The sequence below is a fragment of the Pseudolactococcus yaeyamensis genome (genome assembly GCF_054658615.1).
In genome coordinates, this window is sequence record NZ_BAAGGP010000010.1 from 1 (window position 1) to 17,942 (window position 17,942).

At 40.1% G+C, this 17,942-nt stretch carries 18 protein-coding genes and 1 tRNA gene; 4 read left to right on the forward strand and 15 right to left on the reverse strand.

The genetic code is table 11. The annotated features are described in order from the left end of the window. Positions 1–303: 303 nt before the first annotated feature. A complete protein-coding gene (locus ACYQ21_RS03315) occupies positions 304–783 on the forward strand; it encodes a hypothetical protein (RefSeq protein ID WP_460055132.1) in 480 nt (159 codons plus the stop codon). A 124-nt stretch (positions 784–907) separates the two neighbouring features. On the opposite strand, the gene ACYQ21_RS03320 is transcribed toward ACYQ21_RS03315, so the two are convergent. The 4 genes from ACYQ21_RS03320 to ACYQ21_RS03335 all read right to left on the reverse strand — a co-directional run bounded on the left by ACYQ21_RS03320 (position 908) and on the right by ACYQ21_RS03335 (position 5,335). After that, positions 908–995 (reverse strand) — tRNA-Ser (locus ACYQ21_RS03320). A gap of 80 nt (positions 996–1,075) precedes the next feature. After that, the gene (locus tag ACYQ21_RS03325; protein WP_460055135.1) at positions 1,076–2,083 is read right to left on the reverse strand and encodes a diacylglycerol kinase; all 1,008 of its coding nucleotides are present in this window, start codon (positions 2,081–2,083) and stop codon (positions 1,076–1,078) included. Next, positions 2,080–4,047: an NAD-dependent DNA ligase LigA gene (gene ligA, locus ACYQ21_RS03330; protein ID WP_460055138.1), complete on the reverse strand. Its 1,968-nt coding sequence runs from the start codon at positions 4,045–4,047 to the stop codon at positions 2,080–2,082. The genes ACYQ21_RS03325 and ligA overlap by 4 nt, the downstream gene beginning before the upstream one ends. Then, positions 4,004–5,335: an MATE family efflux transporter gene (locus ACYQ21_RS03335; RefSeq protein ID WP_460055141.1), complete on the reverse strand. Its 1,332-nt coding sequence runs from the start codon at positions 5,333–5,335 to the stop codon at positions 4,004–4,006. Before ACYQ21_RS03335 ends, ligA begins: the two co-directional genes overlap by 44 nt. 158 nt (positions 5,336–5,493) lie before the next feature. On the opposite strand from ACYQ21_RS03335, the gene ACYQ21_RS03340 reads away from it, so the two are divergent. Continuing rightward, positions 5,494–6,393 (forward strand): diacylglycerol/lipid kinase family protein, encoded by a 900-nt coding sequence (locus ACYQ21_RS03340; RefSeq protein ID WP_460055143.1) that lies wholly within the window; start codon positions 5,494–5,496, stop codon positions 6,391–6,393. A 19-nt stretch (positions 6,394–6,412) separates the two neighbouring features. Here the strand turns inward: ACYQ21_RS03340 and rbfA are convergent, their stop codons facing one another. The 9 genes from rbfA to der all read right to left on the reverse strand — a co-directional run bounded on the left by rbfA (position 6,413) and on the right by der (position 14,939). Next, the gene (rbfA, locus tag ACYQ21_RS03345) at positions 6,413–6,763 is read right to left on the reverse strand and encodes a 30S ribosome-binding factor RbfA (protein ID WP_460055146.1); all 351 of its coding nucleotides are present in this window, start codon (positions 6,761–6,763) and stop codon (positions 6,413–6,415) included. A 38-nt stretch (positions 6,764–6,801) separates the two neighbouring features. Beyond that, a complete protein-coding gene (locus ACYQ21_RS03350; protein WP_460055149.1) occupies positions 6,802–7,437 on the reverse strand; it encodes a pentapeptide repeat-containing protein in 636 nt (211 codons plus the stop codon). A 1-nt stretch (position 7,438) separates the two neighbouring features. Next, on the reverse strand, positions 7,439–10,096 hold the full coding sequence (gene infB / locus ACYQ21_RS03355) for a translation initiation factor IF-2 (RefSeq protein ID WP_460055151.1): 2,658 nt from the start codon (positions 10,094–10,096) through the stop codon (positions 7,439–7,441). A gap of 140 nt (positions 10,097–10,236) precedes the next feature. Next, entirely contained in the window at positions 10,237–10,554 is a 318-nt protein-coding gene (locus tag ACYQ21_RS03360; protein ID WP_416185069.1) for a YlxQ-related RNA-binding protein, read from the reverse strand. Positions 10,555–10,563: 9 nt separating this feature from the next. Further along, positions 10,564–10,890, reverse strand: coding sequence for an RNase P modulator RnpM (gene rnpM / locus ACYQ21_RS03365; protein ID WP_460055154.1), 327 nt, complete (start codon positions 10,888–10,890; stop codon positions 10,564–10,566). Between the two features lie 31 nt (positions 10,891–10,921). Beyond that, positions 10,922–12,019, reverse strand: a complete 1,098-nt coding sequence (nusA, locus tag ACYQ21_RS03370; protein ID WP_460055156.1) for a transcription termination factor NusA — start codon at positions 12,017–12,019, stop codon at positions 10,922–10,924. A 44-nt stretch (positions 12,020–12,063) separates the two neighbouring features. Then, positions 12,064–12,537 (reverse strand): ribosome maturation factor RimP, encoded by a 474-nt coding sequence (gene rimP, locus ACYQ21_RS03375; protein WP_460055158.1) that lies wholly within the window; start codon positions 12,535–12,537, stop codon positions 12,064–12,066. Between the two features lie 678 nt (positions 12,538–13,215). After that, positions 13,216–13,623 (reverse strand): cupin domain-containing protein, encoded by a 408-nt coding sequence (locus tag ACYQ21_RS03380; RefSeq protein WP_460055160.1) that lies wholly within the window; start codon positions 13,621–13,623, stop codon positions 13,216–13,218. 5 nt (positions 13,624–13,628) lie between these two features. Further along, positions 13,629–14,939, reverse strand: a complete 1,311-nt coding sequence (der, locus tag ACYQ21_RS03385) for a ribosome biogenesis GTPase Der (protein WP_460055162.1) — start codon at positions 14,937–14,939, stop codon at positions 13,629–13,631. A gap of 235 nt (positions 14,940–15,174) precedes the next feature. Here der and ACYQ21_RS03390 point away from each other — a divergent pair, with 235 nt between their 5' ends. Both ACYQ21_RS03390 and ACYQ21_RS03395 read left to right on the forward strand, forming a co-directional pair. Further along, positions 15,175–15,933 carry a hypothetical protein gene (locus ACYQ21_RS03390; RefSeq protein WP_460055165.1) on the forward strand — a complete coding sequence of 253 codons (759 nt, stop codon included), beginning with the start codon at positions 15,175–15,177 and terminating at the stop codon, positions 15,931–15,933. A gap of 11 nt (positions 15,934–15,944) precedes the next feature. Next, positions 15,945–16,226, forward strand: a complete 282-nt coding sequence (locus ACYQ21_RS03395) for a hypothetical protein (RefSeq protein WP_460055166.1) — start codon at positions 15,945–15,947, stop codon at positions 16,224–16,226. A 116-nt stretch (positions 16,227–16,342) separates the two neighbouring features. Here ACYQ21_RS03395 and ACYQ21_RS03400 read toward each other — a convergent pair whose 3' ends face one another. Both ACYQ21_RS03400 and dnaI read right to left on the reverse strand, forming a co-directional pair. Next, positions 16,343–17,065, reverse strand: a complete 723-nt coding sequence (locus ACYQ21_RS03400) for an NADPH-dependent oxidoreductase (RefSeq protein WP_460055168.1) — start codon at positions 17,063–17,065, stop codon at positions 16,343–16,345. Then, positions 17,058–17,939, reverse strand: coding sequence for a primosomal protein DnaI (dnaI, locus tag ACYQ21_RS03405; protein WP_460055227.1), 882 nt, complete (start codon positions 17,937–17,939; stop codon positions 17,058–17,060). Before dnaI ends, ACYQ21_RS03400 begins: the two co-directional genes overlap by 8 nt. Positions 17,940–17,942 lie beyond the last annotated feature (3 nt).

The window sequence follows — 17,942 nt, forward strand, 5'->3', positions numbered from 1 at the left end:
TACCAAAACTTCACTAACTTGTCAACACTTTTTTGAAAAGTTTTTTTATTTCTTTCCAATCATTCGTGACCTCGTTTTGAGTACTTTATTATACTATCAAATCTACTGGTTCATGTCAACTACTTTTGCTTTTATTTTTCTTTTTTTATTATTTATCACTTCATATATGGCATCATTTAAAAATATTCAGGTCATTCATGGCATTTTTTGAGTACGTTCACGACATCTTGAGTTTTTAGGAGCTTTTTTGGTTTATACTGTAACTAGTACATAATATCTATATTTAAAGAATGGAGTATACAAATGGATGAAATTGAAGTGATACTTAAGAAGATTGAACCGATTATTATGAATTGTCGCAAGAAGACGACAATTCCATCTTGGGAATTAGAGGACTATATGCAGGAGGGAATGATTATCGCACTAGAGATCTACCAGCAACTTTTGGTAAAGACGCCTAATAGAGCAGTTAATTTCTACGCCTACTTCAAAGTCAGATATTCTTGTTTTTTGATTGACCAATATCGCAAGGTTATGGCTGTCAAAAGGAAGTTTGACCAACTGGATTATTGCGAATTATCTGAGACTTTCTATATCTTTGATCATACGCAAAACGTAGCGGAAAATGTCATGTACAAACTTTTATGTCAGGAGATTCATCTTGTCTTAACACCTGAGGAGATTCTTTTATTTGAAGCACTCAAAAGAGGGGAGAAGATTGACCGAAATCAAAAATATCGTATCAAAAAGAAAATTGTTGAATACATTAAAAAGTTTTGGTAAGACTCTATTCTCAATGGTCGTGATACTGTACTATCTAATCGAAGGGCAGAAGATTTTATTTTTAAGACTTTTGTTTTAGGTTTGTCAAAACATGACCTATTTTAATCTTTCTGCTTTAAAATCAAGGAAAGCACGGGATTCGAACCCGCGCACGCGTTTCCACGTCTAACGCCTTTCCAAGGCATCCCCTTAAGCCACTTGGGTAACTTTCCGTTTAAAAATTTTCAATCGAAAATTTTTATCATGTCGTCTAATATAAAATATTTCAAACCAACTATTTCATTATATCAAATTATTCTTCAATATCACACGTTTTTTCAGCTTCTTCAGAGAATTTGCTAACGACTGCTTCAAGTTCTAAGTCCTCTTCATCACCAGAGTAATTCTCATCACTAATCTCATCTAAATTCGCATACATCTCAATATGATTTTTAAAATTAGTTAGCGTAATGGGCGCATCACCACCGTACTCGCCATCTAGATTAATCATCATCCGATCATCTGACTGAGGCTCAATTTCGATTTGACTCGTTTTGATATACTCTATTTTTTTATCATCAATGTGTTTACCACCATTAAGCACTAAACCAATTAGCCGAATCATTTCAAATAAGTTAGCTGTTTTGACTAAAATAAGTGTAAATAGACCATCATCAAGTTGGGCATCAGGAGCGATTTGTTCGAAACCACCGACTGAATTAGTCAAGGCAGCAAAAAACATGGAAATTTCACCTTCAAATACGCCCTCATCATGTGTGATTTTAAGGGGTACTGCCTTAACACGGGGTAATAATTCAGCACCTTTAGCTAGATAAGCTAAATAACCAAAAGCTGTTTTAAGCTGTGAAGGGACACTGTAAGTCAATTCAGTTAAAGAGCCCCCTGCAGCGATATTGATAAAATATTTATCATCTCCCGCACAGCCAACATCCATATTTAAAGATTGCTCCTTACCGATAATTCTTGCCGCAGCAACTGGATTGTTACGAGGGATTTTTAATGCACGCGCAAAATCATTAGTTGTTCCTGCTGGAATAATCGCTAATTTTGGCCGATTTTCAAGCGGTGCAATCCCATTAACAACTTCATTAATCGTCCCATCTCCACCAGCTGCAATAATCAATTCAAATCCCACCTCTGCCGCACGTCTTGCTTCGTTTTTTGCAGAGTGTTTTTCGGCAGTTGTCGCAAAAGCAGAAGTTTCATGACCGAAATTTTCTAGAACATCTAAAATTTCAGCGATATTTTTTTTCATCGTCTCTTGCCCTGAGGTTGGGTTATAGATTAGTCTCGTTCTCATAATTTGATTAACTCCTCTTCTGTCCAGATCTCAATGCCGAGGTCCTGTGCTTTCGTCAACTTGCTACCCGCGTCACTTCCGGCAACAACAATATCTGTTTTTTTGGAGACACTACCACTGACATTTGCGCCTAAATTCTCCAATTTTTCTTTGGCTTCAGTTCGTGTTAATTGTGATAATTTCCCCGTTAAGACAACGGTCTTACCTGATAAAGGGGCATCATCTCGCTTAACGGGACCTAGATAATCAAAATTAACACCCACAGCTTGTAGTTCGACCAAGAGTTTTTTCGTGCCTTCCAATGCAAAATATTTTGTCAAACTTTCGGCCAGTACTGTGCCAATCGTTGGAATGGCTGATAATGTCTCAACTGTTGCAGTCGCAATACTATCCAAATTCGATAAGTTTTCAGCAATTATTTTAGCTGCTTTTGAACCAACATGACGAATACCTAATCCAAAAATCAATTTTTCAACTGAATTTTCTTTAGAAGATTGAATAGCTTGATATAATTTCTCAGCTGATTTTTCTTTAACTTTATCTAGTTTTAGAAGGTCATCTATAGTAAGTTGATATAAATCAGCAACATCAGTAATGAGTTTTTTGTCAAAAAGTTGCGTTACCACTGCAATCCCAAGACCCGTAATATTCATGGCACCACGACTGGCAAAATGGATTAATTTCTCTCGTATTTGAGCAGGGCATAGCGGATTAACACAGCGCAAGGCAACTTCATCTTCAAAATGCAGTAAATCTGACTCACATTCTGGGCAATGTTTTGGAATATCTAGATCAACAGAATCAGAAGGTCTTTTGTCCAAAAGAACGCGCTGAACAGCAGGGATGATGTCTCCAGCCTTGTAAATCACAACTTTATCGCCTAATCGAATATCCTTTTCCTTGATATAATCAACATTATGCAAGGTTGCTCTTGCAACAGTTGTCTGAGCTAATAACACTGGTATCATATTAGCAGTCGGTGTGACAACACCTGTTCTACCAACAGTCCAATCAACACTTAAAATTTCAGTTTCAGCCAATTCAGCTGGAAATTTATAGGCTATCGCCCATTTTGGAAATTTCACGGTGAAACCAAGTGCATCTTGCTGCGCTAATTGATTTACCTTAATCACAACGCCATCTATGTCATAGGCAAGTGAATCACGTTGAGCTGCAACCTTTTCAATAAACGCCCAAATTTCACTTATGTTGGTCGCAAAAGCTCGCTGCTCATTGACTACAAGACCTAGTTTTTCCAGATACTCTAGGACTTCTTCTTGCGTGTCATTAGTCGCCGGGCTTGCTTCTTGATAGAGGAAAGTTGCAAGACCACGTTTTGCAACGACTTTCGTGTCGAGTTGTCGCAAAGTACCTGCTGCAGCATTACGCGGATTAGCGAATGATGGCAAACCTTCTTCTTCACGTTCTAAATTTAATTTTTGAAAATTACGACGGGGTAAATAAGCTTCGCCTCGAACAACAATATCAATCGGTTCACTCAAGACTAATGGAACATCTTTGATTCGTTTGACCTGTTCTGTAATATCCTCTCCTATACTGCCGTCACCACGTGTTGCCGCTGTCTCCAACACGCCATTAGCATAAACAAGAGACAAGGATAAGCCGTCAATTTTGAGTTCACAAATATATTCAGGATCTGGGATTTCTTTGCGCACGCGGGCATCAAATGCTTCAAGCTCCTCTTTTGAAAATGCATCTTGTAAGCTATAGAGCTGATAGTCGTGGGTATACTTTTTAAAGCCTGATAGTACGACATCGCCGGTTCGATGCGTTGGCGAATCTGCTCGAACGAGATTTGGATTTTCAGTTTCCAATGTGACAAGTTCACGGTAGAGACGGTCATATTCTGCATCTTCAACGACTGGATTATCTAATGTATAATATGCGTGTGCATATTGATTAAGTTGTTCTGTTAATGTTTTGATTTTCAATTCGACATTCATACACTAATTTTAACACAATTAAACGGAAAATATTATCTAAAACCGTGGCAATCCATACGCCCCAAATTCCCATACCAAATGCTGTTCCTAAAATCCAAGCAAGACCTATGCGAATTATCCACATGCCAAACATCGTGGCATAAAAAGGTGTTTTTGCATCTCCCATCGCTTGGAGGGCAGCTGTATAGATAATGACGCCAGCAACTATCGGTTCGCTGACAAATGAAATCAAAATAACAACATGTGCCGCTGAAACAGCTACCGCATCGTTAGTAAAGAAATTCAAAATAAAACTCGAAAAAGCAAAAATCATACCACCAACAAAGGTGCTTATAATTGCTGTCATAACAAAGGATTTTTTGGTCAACGTCCGTATTTCTAGACTATCTTTTGCACCGTAGGCTCTCGCAATTAAAATACTTGCTCCTGTTGCAAAACCAAATGCTGGAAGATAGTTATAAGCTGTTATTGTCTCACCAATGGCGTTACCAGCAAAAACTTTACTACCATAAGCGATGATGATAACAAAAATTACAATATCCCCAAGTCGCATCATTAATCGCTCTCCCATAATCGGTAGCGCTCTTTTAACGATTTCAGTTTTGAAAAGCTGATATTTTAAACTAATCACGGGGCCTTTCAAACGATGTGTCGTTTTTTGTAGTTTATGAAAGAGTAAACCCACACCAATTAATCTGGAAAGTGCTGTGCCAATCCCAGCCCCCAGAATGCCAAGTCTTGGCAAACCAAATAAACCAAAAATAAGCACAACATCCAGACAGAAATTTAGAATATTAACAACTAAATTAATAGTTAAAGGCGTTCTCGGTTGACCAGCAGTCCGGATCAACTGACCTAATACGGTCATCAAAACGATGAGGACACTCGTGCCAGCAATTACACGAAAAAAAACAATCCCTTGCTGTAAAATTTCATCCCTTGCCCCCATTGCTCGTAAAATGGGCTCGGCTAAAACTAAGGACAAAATCGATAAAATCACGCCAATAACCAAAGACAGTGCTATAGATTGCCTAACGTTTTCTGAAACTTCTTTCGTTGCTCTGGCACCTGCAGCATTAGATACGACAGTTGCGACAGCGACGGCTAAGGCGATAAAAACCGCTTGATAGACAGCCATGACGCCATTGACAAGACTGACCGCAGAGACGGCGACTAGTGAGATTTTTGCGATTAGGACGCTATCCACAAAACCGACGCTCGTTTGCAAAATATTTTCAAACACTGCGGGAAGGGAATAATCGATTAAGCGACGCGTATTTTCTTTCATGGCGGACTTTCTAAATTAAAAACCGTTGACTACGGTTTCTACTATATACTTTGATTTGACTGCTCTATGGTTAATTGTTAGACTATTCTAACTTTTATTATACCTGATTTCTAACCCTTTCTCAACACCTCTACCATTTTTTTGGTAAAATAATAGGTATGGATTATTACATATTAGCGAATCCCCATGCAGGCCATGGGCATGGGCAGCAAGTAACGGATAAGCTGACAGCTTATTTGACACAACAAAAGATAACTTATCATCTCTTTAACACACAGCAGCCACTTGATGAGCATCGGTTAATGACGGATATTCTGGCACAAAAAAACATGAATGACCGCATCATCATTATTGGCGGTGATGGTACAATTTCCCTGGCTGTTAATGCATTACCAGCAGAACAAGCCTTTTCTTATATCCCTGCTGGTTCTGGTAACGACTTCGCCAGAGGACTTGAGGTGTCTCTGCAAGATACGATTGAAACATTTGACAATATTCACAAATCGACACCCCAAACGATTTATGTCTTGAAATATGAGTCTGAAGGTTTATCAGGTATTGCAACAAACAATTTCGGAATAGGGCTTGATGCGGCGATTGTTGATGCCACAAATCAAAGTCTGACCAAAGGGTTCTTAAATACTTTAAAACTGGGACAACTGGCTTATTTAACGACTGCTTTAAAAATTATTTTCTCCAAGAAACCATTCCAAGTGACTGTCAATGGCGTGACTTTTACTAAGACATTTCTTTTTACTTTAACCAAACATCCTTTTTTTGGTGGTGGCGTGCCACTAGCGCCAGATGCTAGTCTCATGGATGCCGATATTCATTTAGTTGAAGTCGACCGCATTCATCTCCTAGGTATTTTTGCTTTGATTCCTAAAGTGCTAAAAGCCAAACATTTAGCTAATAAACATGTTCACCATATGATAGACGGCTCCTTTACATTAGAGATTACAAGTGATCAGCCTGTTCAAATTGATGGTGAAATTCATCAACTTAAAGCGCATCAAACTTTACGGGTGACAACAGAAAAACGAACGATTCTTAAATAATCGTTCGTTTTTTAATTATTTAATCCTGATTCAAATTGCGTAATAATTCATCAATTTTGCCACCATAGGCAACAGATTCATCTTTAGCAAAAATCAAATCAGGAATTTTATAAAGCGTCATGCGCTTAGCCAATTCACTTTTGATGGCGCCAGTTGCTTTTTTAAGGCCAATTCTAGCTTTTTCGTTATCTGATGCGAGGTCAGACAACAAGCTATAATAGACCGTCGCTTGACTGAGGTCACCCGTGATTTGGACGTCAGAAATATTGACTTTTTGCACACGAGGGTCGCGAATTTTCAGACGTAAAATATCATTAATTTCACGCATGAGTTCAACCGCGACACGGTCACTACGATGTGTATTTGACATGGTTTCTCCTCTCTATGATTTTCTATTTATAATAAACTTTACAATTCTTGAACAATGCGAATCCCTAAAGATGTCGCTAAGGTCAGCGCTTGACTAGGACTAACTTTCAATCCCTTGATACGTTCTAAACTATAAGTTAAGTGTTCAAATGTCGAACTCGAAAAATCAAGCTGGTTCATGGCTGTGTGCGCCCAATTTGATGCTGTCAACTCACAAGACTGAAAATTTAAATTGGTATAAATAACTTCCATAAACTCACTGTCTTGTAATGGCGACTCAAGAAACTGGGTATTTTTAAACTTGGTAAAATTGAACGAGGTATAGTTTAACAAAGCATTGTTAAACACACAGTTATGCAAGACACTTTCGGCAAAATTAGCACCTGTCATGCGACAATTGTTGAATTCAACGCGATGAAAAACACCTGATAACCACGCAACATTGGATAAATCACAATGGTTGAAAACAACATCTAAACATTCAAAACTGGTAAAATTAACGCCTGAAAAATCACAATTTGTGAAAACAGATTGACGAAAACAGACACGTTCGCAAGATGAACGGTCTGCTTTACTATCCTTATAATGGTGTTCTTCAAAATAAGCTTCTTCTGCCAAAATTAAATCATTTGAGACAGGCAAGTTTGCTGATATTTTAGGTTTCAAAATCGTCATTTTAACGTTTAATCTCCACCATTTCGTAGACTTCAAAGGTATCATCAACAGCAATATCGTTGTAGCCATCAATCATAAGACCACCTTCATTACCTTTTCTGACTTCTTTGACGTCGTCTTTAAAGTGTTTCAGAGATGACAAGTTACCATCTGCGATGACAATCCCATCACGAATCACACGGACGCTGGCATCACGTTTGACTGAACCTGACAAGACCATGAATCCGGCAATGGTACCAACTTTAGAAACTGTAAAGGTTTCACGAACGACTGCTTCACCGATGATTTTTTCTTCAAATTCAGGGTCAAGCATACCTTTCATGGCAGTCTCAACTTCTTCAATGACTTTATAAATGATGCTGTGTAGACGAATTTCAACTTCATCAGTTTCAGCTTGGACACGCGCAAGTGGTGTCGGTCGAACATTGAAACCAATAATCACAGCATTTGCTGCTTCGGCAAGTGAGACATCTGATTCATTGATGGCACCAACAGCACTATGAACGATATCAACTTTAACGCCTTCAACTTCAATTTTTTGCAACGATGCTGCCAATGCTTCTGCGGAACCTTGGACGTCAGCTTTGATGATGACATTGACAGACTTGATTTGACCTTCTTTAAGGGTATCAAACAGGTTTTCAAGGCTGACACGGTGTGTGTTATTGCGTTGATTAAAGAGGGCACGTTTGGCACGTTCCTCACCGACTGAGCGGGCTGTTTTTTCGTCTTCAAAGACGGCAAAATGGTCACCCGCTTGTGGGACATCATTCAAACCAGTGATTTCAACTGGACTTGATGGGCCAGCAGTTTTTTCACGGCGACCTAAATCATTGACCATGGCACGGACACGTCCGAAAGTATTGCCAACTACGATTGGGTCTTGTTGATGTAAAGTCCCTTGTTGAACGAGAAGGGTTGCAATGGCACCTTTTCCTTTGTCAAGACGCGCTTCAACAACCGTACCGATGGCTTTAACCGTTGGATCAGCTTTGAGTTCTTGGATTTCTGCCACCAAGAGCACCGTTTCTAACAAGGCATCAATATTTGTGTTGAATTTGGCTGAAATCTCAACGAATTCAGATTCCCCGCCCCATGCTTGACTCATGATACCATGTTCAGCAAGCTCTTGAATCACGCGTTGTGGGTTAGCACTCGGTTTATCGATTTTGTTAATGGCGACGATGATTGGCACACCGGCTGCTTTTGAGTGATTAATTGCCTCAATAGTTTGGGGCATCACGCCGTCGTCAGCTGCCACGACAAGAATCGTAATATCTGTGACAGACGCACCACGCGCACGCATACTTGTGAAAGCCTCATGTCCCGGTGTATCCAAGAAAGTGATTTTTTTGCCACTTTCTTCGATTTGGTAAGCACCGATATGTTGCGTGATACCACCCGCTTCGCCACTTGTTACGCGTGAATTACGAAGTGTATCAAGCAAGGTTGTTTTACCATGGTCAACGTGACCCATGATTGTCACCACCGGTGGACGCTCAACAAGTTCAGCTTCATTGAGATAACCCTCTTCAATGAAAAGACGTTCGATATCTGTCTTATCTTCTTCGACTTTTTTCTCAGGTGTGACACCATAGTCCAAAAGCAAGAGTTCAATCGTATCGCTATCCAAAGACTGGTTTTGGGTCGTCATGATCCCCATCATGAACAATTTTTTTACAAGCTCAGCTGGTTCACGTTTCAAACGTTTTGCCAAATCTGCGATTGTCATGCCTTCAGAATAAACGAGGCTTTCAGGCAGCTCATGGAATTTACGTTGAACCACTGGTTGTGGCGCAACTTGTTGACCACCACGTTTGCCTTTTTTCTTCTTATTACTATTCCAGTTAGAGTTACGGGCATTCCGAACTTGGTTCCGGTTATCATTGACACGTAATGGACCGCCTTGACGATTACCGCCACCTTGGTTACTTTGTCCTTGGGCGTTATTGCCATTATTGCGGTTTTTCTTATTTTTATTGCGGTTAGCGTTGGCATTACCTTGACTTGCTGGCGCAACATCAGCAGCACGTTGAATGACTTTGATGCCACCATTTTTCGGTTTAATATCTTCCGCACGCTTAATCACTTTAATCCCACCATTGGCTGGGCGCTCTACTTTTTTCGACGTTTCCGCTTTAGTTTTCGTTTCTACTTTACTATCTGCTTTCTTTACTGACTTATTTTCAGCTTGTTTTTTTGCCGCAGGTTGTGCAGACTTGTTGACTACCTTGTCCTGTTGAGCAGGTACAGCTTGTTTAGTCTCAGCTTTTGGTGCTGGCGGAACTGTTTTGCCACCTACTGAAATGACACGACCACTAGACACTTCGTCATCTGACAGCACTTTCTTACCACCGACAACAATCGGACGGTTGCCTGTTTCTGTTTCAGTCACGACTTTTTTACCGCCAGACACAATCACACGATTCTGAGTTTTGGGTTCTGCAACTTTTTTGGGCGTAGCCTTGGTCGTTTTTTCTTGTTTACTACCATTTCCCGCAGCTTTAAAAGAGCTTAATAACTGTTTAGTTTGTTCAGCATCAATGCTTGAGCTGTGCGATTTAACGGGTAAACCGATTTTTTGGGCATGGTCGACAAGTTCTTTATTAGTTAATCCACTCTCTTTAGCAATTTGGTTAATACGTTTTTTTTCAGACATGTTGATGTCCTCCTTCTTAATCCGGTTCATAATGAGCAGCTCCTAGTGAAAAAGATAAATCTCAGAACCTGCGCAAGCGCAGAGCTATGTGATTTCCTATTTTCATACGGCGCTAAGCGCTCATGATCACCTTTTTATTCTTATTTCATAAGACTCTCCATTTTCTTGGCAAATCCTTTATCTTGAACAGCGATGACTTTCCGGTCGCTACCAATAGCGTGAGAAAGTTCGGCCGCAGAAAAGATGTCTAGCATGGGAATTTCATAATAGGTTGTTTTATCAGTGATACGTTTGACAAGATTAGGTGCGCCATCATGGGCAACAAATACTAATCTTGCACGGTCTGCCTGGATAGATTTGATGACAAGTTCTTCACCTGTCACAATCTTTCCGGCTTTCTTGGCCATTCCTAGGGAATTCGCCAGTTTTGTTTTATTGAAATCTGTTATTTCAGTCATAGTTTAGCCTTAAATTTCTGGTGCCTCATCGATTGAATAGGTCACCTTTGCTAATTTTTCACGTTCGACTTGATGATCGACGTAAAGGATTAACTCGTCATAAAAATGATCCGCAATCTGCGTCTGAAACACACGATCAAAAACCCGTTTTTTCTTGGCTTGCTGCGCTTCGTCATTTTTGATGGCGATATAAGCGCCGCGCCCTGCAGCTTTTCCTGTTGGGTCAATACTGATGTCGCCTGCTTTATTATAGACGATTCGCAACAGTTCTCTTTTAGGAAATTGTGTGTTTGAGACGACAGATTTTCGTAAAGGAATTTTTTTGGTCTTCACCATGGTGACTCACTCCTCTCCTGTGTCAATCAAATTAGTCAAGCACTTCGTCAGCAAAATCTGCTTCAATTTCTTCTGCTTGAACGTCCGCAGCTTCCTGATCAAATTTTGTTTGAGACTTGATGTCGATTTTATTATTGGTCACGTGAGCTGCCAAACGGACATTTTGTCCACGTTTACCGATAGCCAATGATAATTGTTCATCTGGTACGATGACAACCGTTTCGCCTGTTTCTTCGTCAATAATCACATCTGTGACTTGCGCCGGTTTCAAGGCATTCTTAATCAATGTCGCACGGTCTTCGTTCCATTCGATAATATCCATGTTTTCGCCATGTAATTCATCAACCAAAGTCCGAATCCGTGAGCCACGCGGGCCAACGATTGTCCCAATCGCATCAACATTGGCATCGTTAGATTTAACGATAACTTTGGCCCGATCGCCAGCCTCACGCGCAATACTGATAATTTCAACCGTACCATCGTAAACTTCTGGAATTTCTTTTTCAAACATCCGTTTGAGCAAATCAGGATGTGTCCGGCTGACATAAACGATTGGGCCTTTTTTCGACTGTTCAACAGCTGAAACGTAGACTTTGACTTTGTCGCCAATCTGATAACGCTCGCCCGGAATTTGATCACGTTTACCAAGCATACTGTCAACTTTACCAAGATTGATAAAGATCGCACGGTCATCGACACGCTCTACAGTTCCCTGAATGATTTCATTTTCATAGCGTTTGAATTCATTATAGATGATGGTGTGTGATTCCTCACGCATTTTGTTCATAATGACTTGTTTGGCTGCATTAGCTGCTGTCCGAGCAAAATCTTTCGGTTTTTCTTCAAAACGAATTTTATCGCCGATTTGATAGTGTGAATTGAGTGCGAGGGCATCCTCTAGGCTCATTTCCAAACGGCTATCAAAAACTTCATCTACAACTTCACGCGTTGAGTAAACGATAAAATCTCCTTTGGCGTCGTTGTACTCAATCGTCACGTTTTGTGATTGATTGTATTGTTTTTTGTAAGCCGCTGTTAAAGCCTCAGCAATCGCACCAATCACAACTTCAGGCGAGATGCCTTTTTCTTCCTCCAAAAGGGTGAATGCAGCTTGCATTTCCTTACTCATGTGTCTCCAACTTTCTTTTTAAATTTAAATGCTTCTATATTTTATTATAGTTTGACTTGTGTCCGAGCTTTGGCAATGTTTGATAATTCAAGCTCAACTGTTTTCTGACGTGTTTTGTCTAGATAATTGAGGGTGATTAGATTGCCATCAAAAGCGACTAAATCGCCGACAAACTCTTTTTCTCCTGCAACTTTTTGGTAGAGCTTAACAAAAACATAGGCACCGATGTACTTGTCGAAGTCAGTTGCTTTTTTGAGCGGACGCTCAGCACCGGGGCTTGCTACCTCAAGCATATACTCCGAGGGAAAAGGATCTGGTGACATCTTATCCAATTCTGGACTGATGATTTCTGACAAGTCAGCTGTGTCTTGCAGTGTAATCCCTTCTGGCTTATCAACAAGGACAGATAAAACATGGTCTGCTCCCATTTTTGACCATTCGACATCCACCAACTCAAAAGGCTCAGGCAAGAGACCTTCAAGATGTGCCAACACAACTTCTGTGATGTTTGTAGACATAAAATTCCTTTCTACGATTTTACTTCGCAAAATCTTGAAACTTGACCTCTGCTTTCGCTTCGTCCAAGCGGGGTCATTCGCGAATATACTCATTTAACTAAAGAAAGGAAACAAAATGTTTGAGATATTTTCCGTCAATTCGAGGCGATAAAGCGATGATGTACAGGTGTACGGCAGGACTTATCAACGATGAAGTGGCGGAAAATAGCCGAAAATGTTTTCTTTATTTGGTTAAGGGCACCTCTAAAAACTCAGATTTGCCTCTTTTGGCTAAATTTTCCTATCGCGTCGTTATTGCTTCGCACCTTGCAGTAGCACTGGGCTTTCTGTGGCGAGTAACCGCAGCCACAAGCCTTGTCGCAATGCCTAGCCGAAGACAACTTCGTTGTCCTCATTGGTTGATTGAAAGCAATGCTTTCAACTAGAAATATTTAACTCAAAAGTCATCAAAAGCAGTTTTTAGAGGTACCCTTAAATGAGTAGATGTCCGCTCAAAGGCTTTCTATAGTTATGACCCTAAAATCATTTATAAAAATTCAAACAACAGGAGCGCCCAATGTGAGCGCTCCTTTCTTTGTTCTTTAGAACTATTATACCATAATTTTGACAGAATGCAAATTTATGATTTCACTCATTTTTTCTTGTATGATTTCACTCATTTTTTCTTGTCTTAAAGACTTATTTCATCATTTTTTCACAGTCAACTTTATCGCGTTTCATCCGCTCCGACTGTTCTCTACCCGTTGGCATAAAACGAAAAACGATGAATTGGGCTGGTTCACTTGATTGATTGGATAGCCGATGAATACTTTGTTTCACACGTAAGACATCATTTTCGTGTATTGTTTGACTTGAAACGTGACTATTTGCCAGATACTCAACCGTAATTTCGCCAGAAGTCACGATAATATTTTCATCAAGTTCCTGATGTTTGTGCCAATCTTGGACAACACCAGCGGGAAGCGAATTCTTATGAATTTCAAACTCAGGATAGAGATAATAGTCAACCTGAGTGCCACTTGATTTTGTTACCGAAATAGCTGACACTTGTCTCGTGATGTCAATTGGCTCATTTTCAGATGTCATAAACATTACTTCCGTTTACGAGCAATCAAATGAATCGGTGTCCCTTCAAAAACAAAAGCTTTCCGAATTTGATTTTCTAGCATTCTTGCATATGAAAAGTGCATGAGTTCTTCTTCATTGACAAAGACGACAAATGTCGGTGGTTTTATCGCCACTTGTGTGGCATAGAAAATCTTGAGACGCCGTCCTTTATCGGTTGGCGTTGGATTGATAGCAATCGCATCCATAATCACATCGTTAAGCACGGCAGATGGAATGCGCATATTTTGGGCTTGGCTGACTGATTTAATCAAGTCAGGTAATTTATTGAGACGTTGTTTGGTTTCAGCTGAGACGAAAATAATCGGTGCATAGTTGAGATATTGGAACTCGTCACGAATTTTTTCTTCCCATTTTTGAAGGGTCTTGTTGTCTTTGTCAATGGTATCCCATTTGTTGACAACGATGATAATGCCACGACCTGCCTCATGGGCAAAGCCTGCAATCCTTTTATCGTATTCTCTGATACCTTCTTCGGCGTTTAGTACCATGAGGACAACGTCCGAACGGTCAATGGCACGCATGGCACGCATGACTGAATATTTCTCGGTTGATTCGTAGACTTTCCCACGCTTTCTCATACCCGCGGTGTCAATCATGGTGAACTCTTGACCTTCTCCGTCCGTGAAGTTGGTATCGATGGCATCGCGGGTAGTACCTGCAATCGGGCTTGCGATGACGCGGTCTTCGCCTAAAATGGCATTAATCAAGCTTGATTTGCCGACATTTGGTCGACCAATCAATGAAAACTTGACGATGTCTGGATTTTCTGCTTCAGTTTCGACTGGTAGGTTGTCGATGATGGCATTGAGGACATCCCCAGTCCCAATCCCATGAACCGCAGAAACAGGATAAGGTTCGCCCAAACCAAGGCTGTAGAAATCGAAAATTTCCATGCGGCGCTCAGGGTTGTCGATTTTATTGACGACGAGGATGACGGGGGTAGCCGTTTTGTAAAGGATTTGTGCGACATATTCGTCCGCATCTGTCACGCCATTTTCACCGTCCACGACGAAAACAATGACATCAGCCTCATCCATAGCAATCTCAGCTTGCGCCTTGATTTGTGCCATAAATGGCGTATCCGCCATTTCGATACCACCTGTATCAATCATGGCGAATTTTTTATTGAGCCATTCGCTGGTTGTGTAAATCCGGTCACGTGTCACGCCGGGTGTATCTTCGACGATGGAAATCCGTTCGCCTGCGATTCGATTAAAAATGGTCGATTTGCCGACGTTTGGTCGGCCGACGATTGCTACTGTAGGTAATGCCATTGTTTTCTCCTTTATGTTGCCGTGCTTTTCCACTTGCTAAGCACTCAAGTCTAAGTATAACATAATACGTTTACTCCTGCTCATCTTTTTCAAAATCATCATCAAAGACGTACAAGTTAAGGTTCCTTAATGTTAGTACATTAAGGAAAGTATTGCAATACTTTGGATTTTTTCAAAACTACACTGCTTATAATGGAAAGCTTATTGCTTTACTAAAATTTTAGGAGAATTCCCCATGAAAAAAATTATTTTATTGTCAGCAAGTTTGCTTGCTATTGCGAGCTTAACTGCGTGTGCTACTTCAAATGTAGACAAAAAAATTTCATCTTCAAACTCATTAGGTAGTAGCGCTGTAAAAGCGAGTTCTGATGTCAAAACAGAATCAAATACCGAGTCTAGCACTCTAGAAAAGATTGCTAGTTGGGCTGAAAAATCTATCTCTACTGATGAACTTTATGTGACTGGAGATATGAATGTAGGCTTAGATGATAGTATCAAACCAGGTATCTATGACATGGAAATATTGGGTGGCGAAGGTAATATACATGGCAAGCACGATGGATTTCATTATCCGTTTAATAACTACACTGCTGGTGCACCCGAAACTAGACAGTTATCAAAAATTAGGGTACTTAATTTCAAAGGTGATGTTTGGCAGTTTAGCAATATATCAAAAGTAAAATTTACTGCAGTGCCTACCGCAACCCCACAAACAGAATTTTATATCGGTTCATGGATTGTTGGAAGAGATATAAATCCAGGGATTTATAAACTTCAATCAAGTCAACCACTAAGTGCAAAAAACTCAACTGAAGGTTGGCGCATAGCTATCAATGATTTTGATGATGCTAGTCTAGATCATAAGGTCAAACTAACGACTTCCTCACCAGATGTTGCTGTTGAATTAAGAGAAGGAAATATTGTCACAATAGCTCTTGATATTTTTGGCATTGAAGACCGTAAAAATGCAAGATTACAATTTATCAAACAATGAGGAGAACATCAATGTCACAAGATTGGAATTATGCCGAATTAGCAAAAGAAGCTAAACATCATGGAGGTCCTGAAGCTTACTTAGAAGATATCAGAGAAGAAGGAAGACTATATGGAAGAAATGAAATTCTTAAACCACTTCTCATCACACTTGGAGCAATCGGAATTGTAGCAATTACTGCGGGTATCTTCAAATTTAAAAACTATATTCACAAGCAAAAAGAAACCCAAAAGAAAGCTAAAATTTCAAGTGAAATTCTTCTTAAGGAAATCAATAATGAAATTTCTACATAAATCCATTTATACAATATGCCTCACTGGAATAGATGTTAAAATAACACCGAAAATCATGATGCTCAATAATGTCAAAATAAGCTCTCGCAAAAAATGCGATGAGCTTATTTTTTATACTACGACACCAAACCCTTATCCTGTAAATTCGTCAAAGTCGCTGATTGTGATGGCACACCGAACTGTGCAGCGATTCTCTCACTCCAGTCGCTGTCAAGACGGCGGTCTCCAGCAAACTCTGCTTGCATTTTGTCATAGTCTTGAATGACTTGCGCCGTTTGCTCTTGATAACGTTCGTCAAAGACAACCGCCTCATAAGGCAGGCGTGGTTTGACTGCATTTCGGCGAGCAGGTACACCCAAGGCTACGCCAAATAATGGATATGTGTAGTCTGGTAAATCCAAAAGCGCTGACAATTCAGCAGCTTGAGCGCGGATAAGGCCCACAATCACACCGCCGTAGCCTAGACTCTCTGCTGCAAGCAAGGTATTTTGCGCAGCCAAACTAGCATCGACAGATGAAATCAATAAATTCTCAGCACCTTCTGGGAAAAATTCCCCAGTGTGCAATTTCGTTGCTTTCTCTGCTCTGTTTAAATCACCAACAAAAACTAGAAAATGAGACGCATGCTTGATTGACTTCTGAGGTTGCAAGTCAAAAATTTTGCTTTTGGTCTCATCCGTCTGCACATTGATAATCGAATATGACTGAAAATTTTTCCAAGTTGAGGCAGCACGCCCCACCTCAATTATCGTTTTCATTGTCTCAGCGGGGATTTTTTCTGCTGTAAAATTTCTGACAGAGGTGTGCTGTAACATAAGTTTAATCGTATCATTAACCATTGCGACGATTTTCTCCCTCCAAACGAAACTCTCTCGACAGCTTACGTACACGCTCCATGACTCGCTTAGCAGCCCAAGTTTCATCTCCTTTTTTAGTCATAGCAAGCCGCATCTCAAGCTCATCCATGGTTAAATTCGACGTGAAAAATGTCGGCAAATTTTCCTGCATCCGATACTGCAAAATGACTTGCAAAATGTTATCGCGAATCCAGTCGTTATTGCTTTCGGCGCCAATGTCGTCCAAGACTAAGACTTGGACTTTTTTAATGTCATTAGCCTGCCACTTTAACTCATCAAAGCCAGTGTTGTCAGAAATAAAAGACGGATAATGAATCAAGCTAGTAGAAATCCCCTTCTCTGCCAACTTATTCGCCATGGCAGCCATCATAAAGCTCTTGCCAACACCGAATTGACCATAGAGATAGACACCGTTTTGATTGGGATAATTTGCTATAAATTCAGCAACAGCTTGATAGGCAGCAACACGATTGGCATCATCTAAAAGGACATCATCCCAGATAACATCAGCAAAATCTCTCGGCATACCAATCAATTTAACCCGACGTTTTTTGCTGATTTCAGCTTCTTTTGCTAAGGTTTCTGCTGTTGCACGATAAGTCACATCAGCAAAACCTTCATTATTAAAAAGAATTGGCTCATAACCTGATATTTTAGTGGGTTCACCCGCAACGAATTTAGCTTTTTCTTTTAGATATTCGTTAAACTTCGACAGGGATTTATTCACTTGTGTCGGCTCAAATTCGTTGTCTTGAATAAAAGTTTTGATTTCAGGATTATCCAAAATCTTGGCAGTCAATTCCTGATATTTTTTGACGTCTAAACGATTTGCCATCGCATCTGCTATTGATTCCATTGC

Excerpts from the sequence above, each read along its gene's own strand:
- dnaI (WP_460055227.1), bottom strand. The coding sequence starts at position 17,939 with ATGGAATCAATAGCAGATGCGATGGCAAATCGTTTAGACGTCAAAAAA.
- ACYQ21_RS03380 (WP_460055160.1), bottom strand. The coding sequence starts at position 13,623 with ATGACATCTGAAAATGAGCCAATTGACATCACGAGACAAGTGTCAGCT.
- ACYQ21_RS03395 (WP_460055166.1), top strand. The coding sequence starts at position 15,945 with ATGTCACAAGATTGGAATTATGCCGAATTAGCAAAAGAAGCTAAACAT.
- infB (WP_460055151.1), bottom strand. The coding sequence starts at position 10,096 with ATGTCTGAAAAAAAACGTATTAACCAAATTGCTAAAGAGAGTGGATTA.
- ACYQ21_RS03325 (WP_460055135.1), bottom strand. The coding sequence starts at position 2,083 with ATGAGAACGAGACTAATCTATAACCCAACCTCAGGGCAAGAGACGATG.
- ACYQ21_RS03350 (WP_460055149.1), bottom strand. The coding sequence starts at position 7,437 with ATGACGATTTTGAAACCTAAAATATCAGCAAACTTGCCTGTCTCAAAT.
- ACYQ21_RS03335 (WP_460055141.1), bottom strand. The coding sequence starts at position 5,335 with ATGAAAGAAAATACGCGTCGCTTAATCGATTATTCCCTTCCCGCAGTG.
- rimP (WP_460055158.1), bottom strand. The coding sequence starts at position 12,537 with ATGTCTACAAACATCACAGAAGTTGTGTTGGCACATCTTGAAGGTCTC.
- der (WP_460055162.1), bottom strand. The coding sequence starts at position 14,939 with ATGGCATTACCTACAGTAGCAATCGTCGGCCGACCAAACGTCGGCAAA.
- rbfA (WP_460055146.1), bottom strand. The coding sequence starts at position 6,763 with ATGTCAAATACACATCGTAGTGACCGTGTCGCGGTTGAACTCATGCGT.
- nusA (WP_460055156.1), bottom strand. The coding sequence starts at position 12,019 with ATGAGTAAGGAAATGCAAGCTGCATTCACCCTTTTGGAGGAAGAAAAA.
- ACYQ21_RS03390 (WP_460055165.1), top strand. The coding sequence starts at position 15,175 with ATGAAAAAAATTATTTTATTGTCAGCAAGTTTGCTTGCTATTGCGAGC.
- rnpM (WP_460055154.1), bottom strand. The coding sequence starts at position 10,890 with ATGGTGAAGACCAAAAAAATTCCTTTACGAAAATCTGTCGTCTCAAAC.
- ACYQ21_RS03340 (WP_460055143.1), top strand. The coding sequence starts at position 5,494 with ATGGATTATTACATATTAGCGAATCCCCATGCAGGCCATGGGCATGGG.
- ACYQ21_RS03315 (WP_460055132.1), top strand. The coding sequence starts at position 304 with ATGGATGAAATTGAAGTGATACTTAAGAAGATTGAACCGATTATTATG.
- ligA (WP_460055138.1), bottom strand. The coding sequence starts at position 4,047 with ATGAATGTCGAATTGAAAATCAAAACATTAACAGAACAACTTAATCAA.
- ACYQ21_RS03360 (WP_416185069.1), bottom strand. The coding sequence starts at position 10,554 with ATGACTGAAATAACAGATTTCAATAAAACAAAACTGGCGAATTCCCTA.
- ACYQ21_RS03400 (WP_460055168.1), bottom strand. The coding sequence starts at position 17,065 with ATGGTTAATGATACGATTAAACTTATGTTACAGCACACCTCTGTCAGA.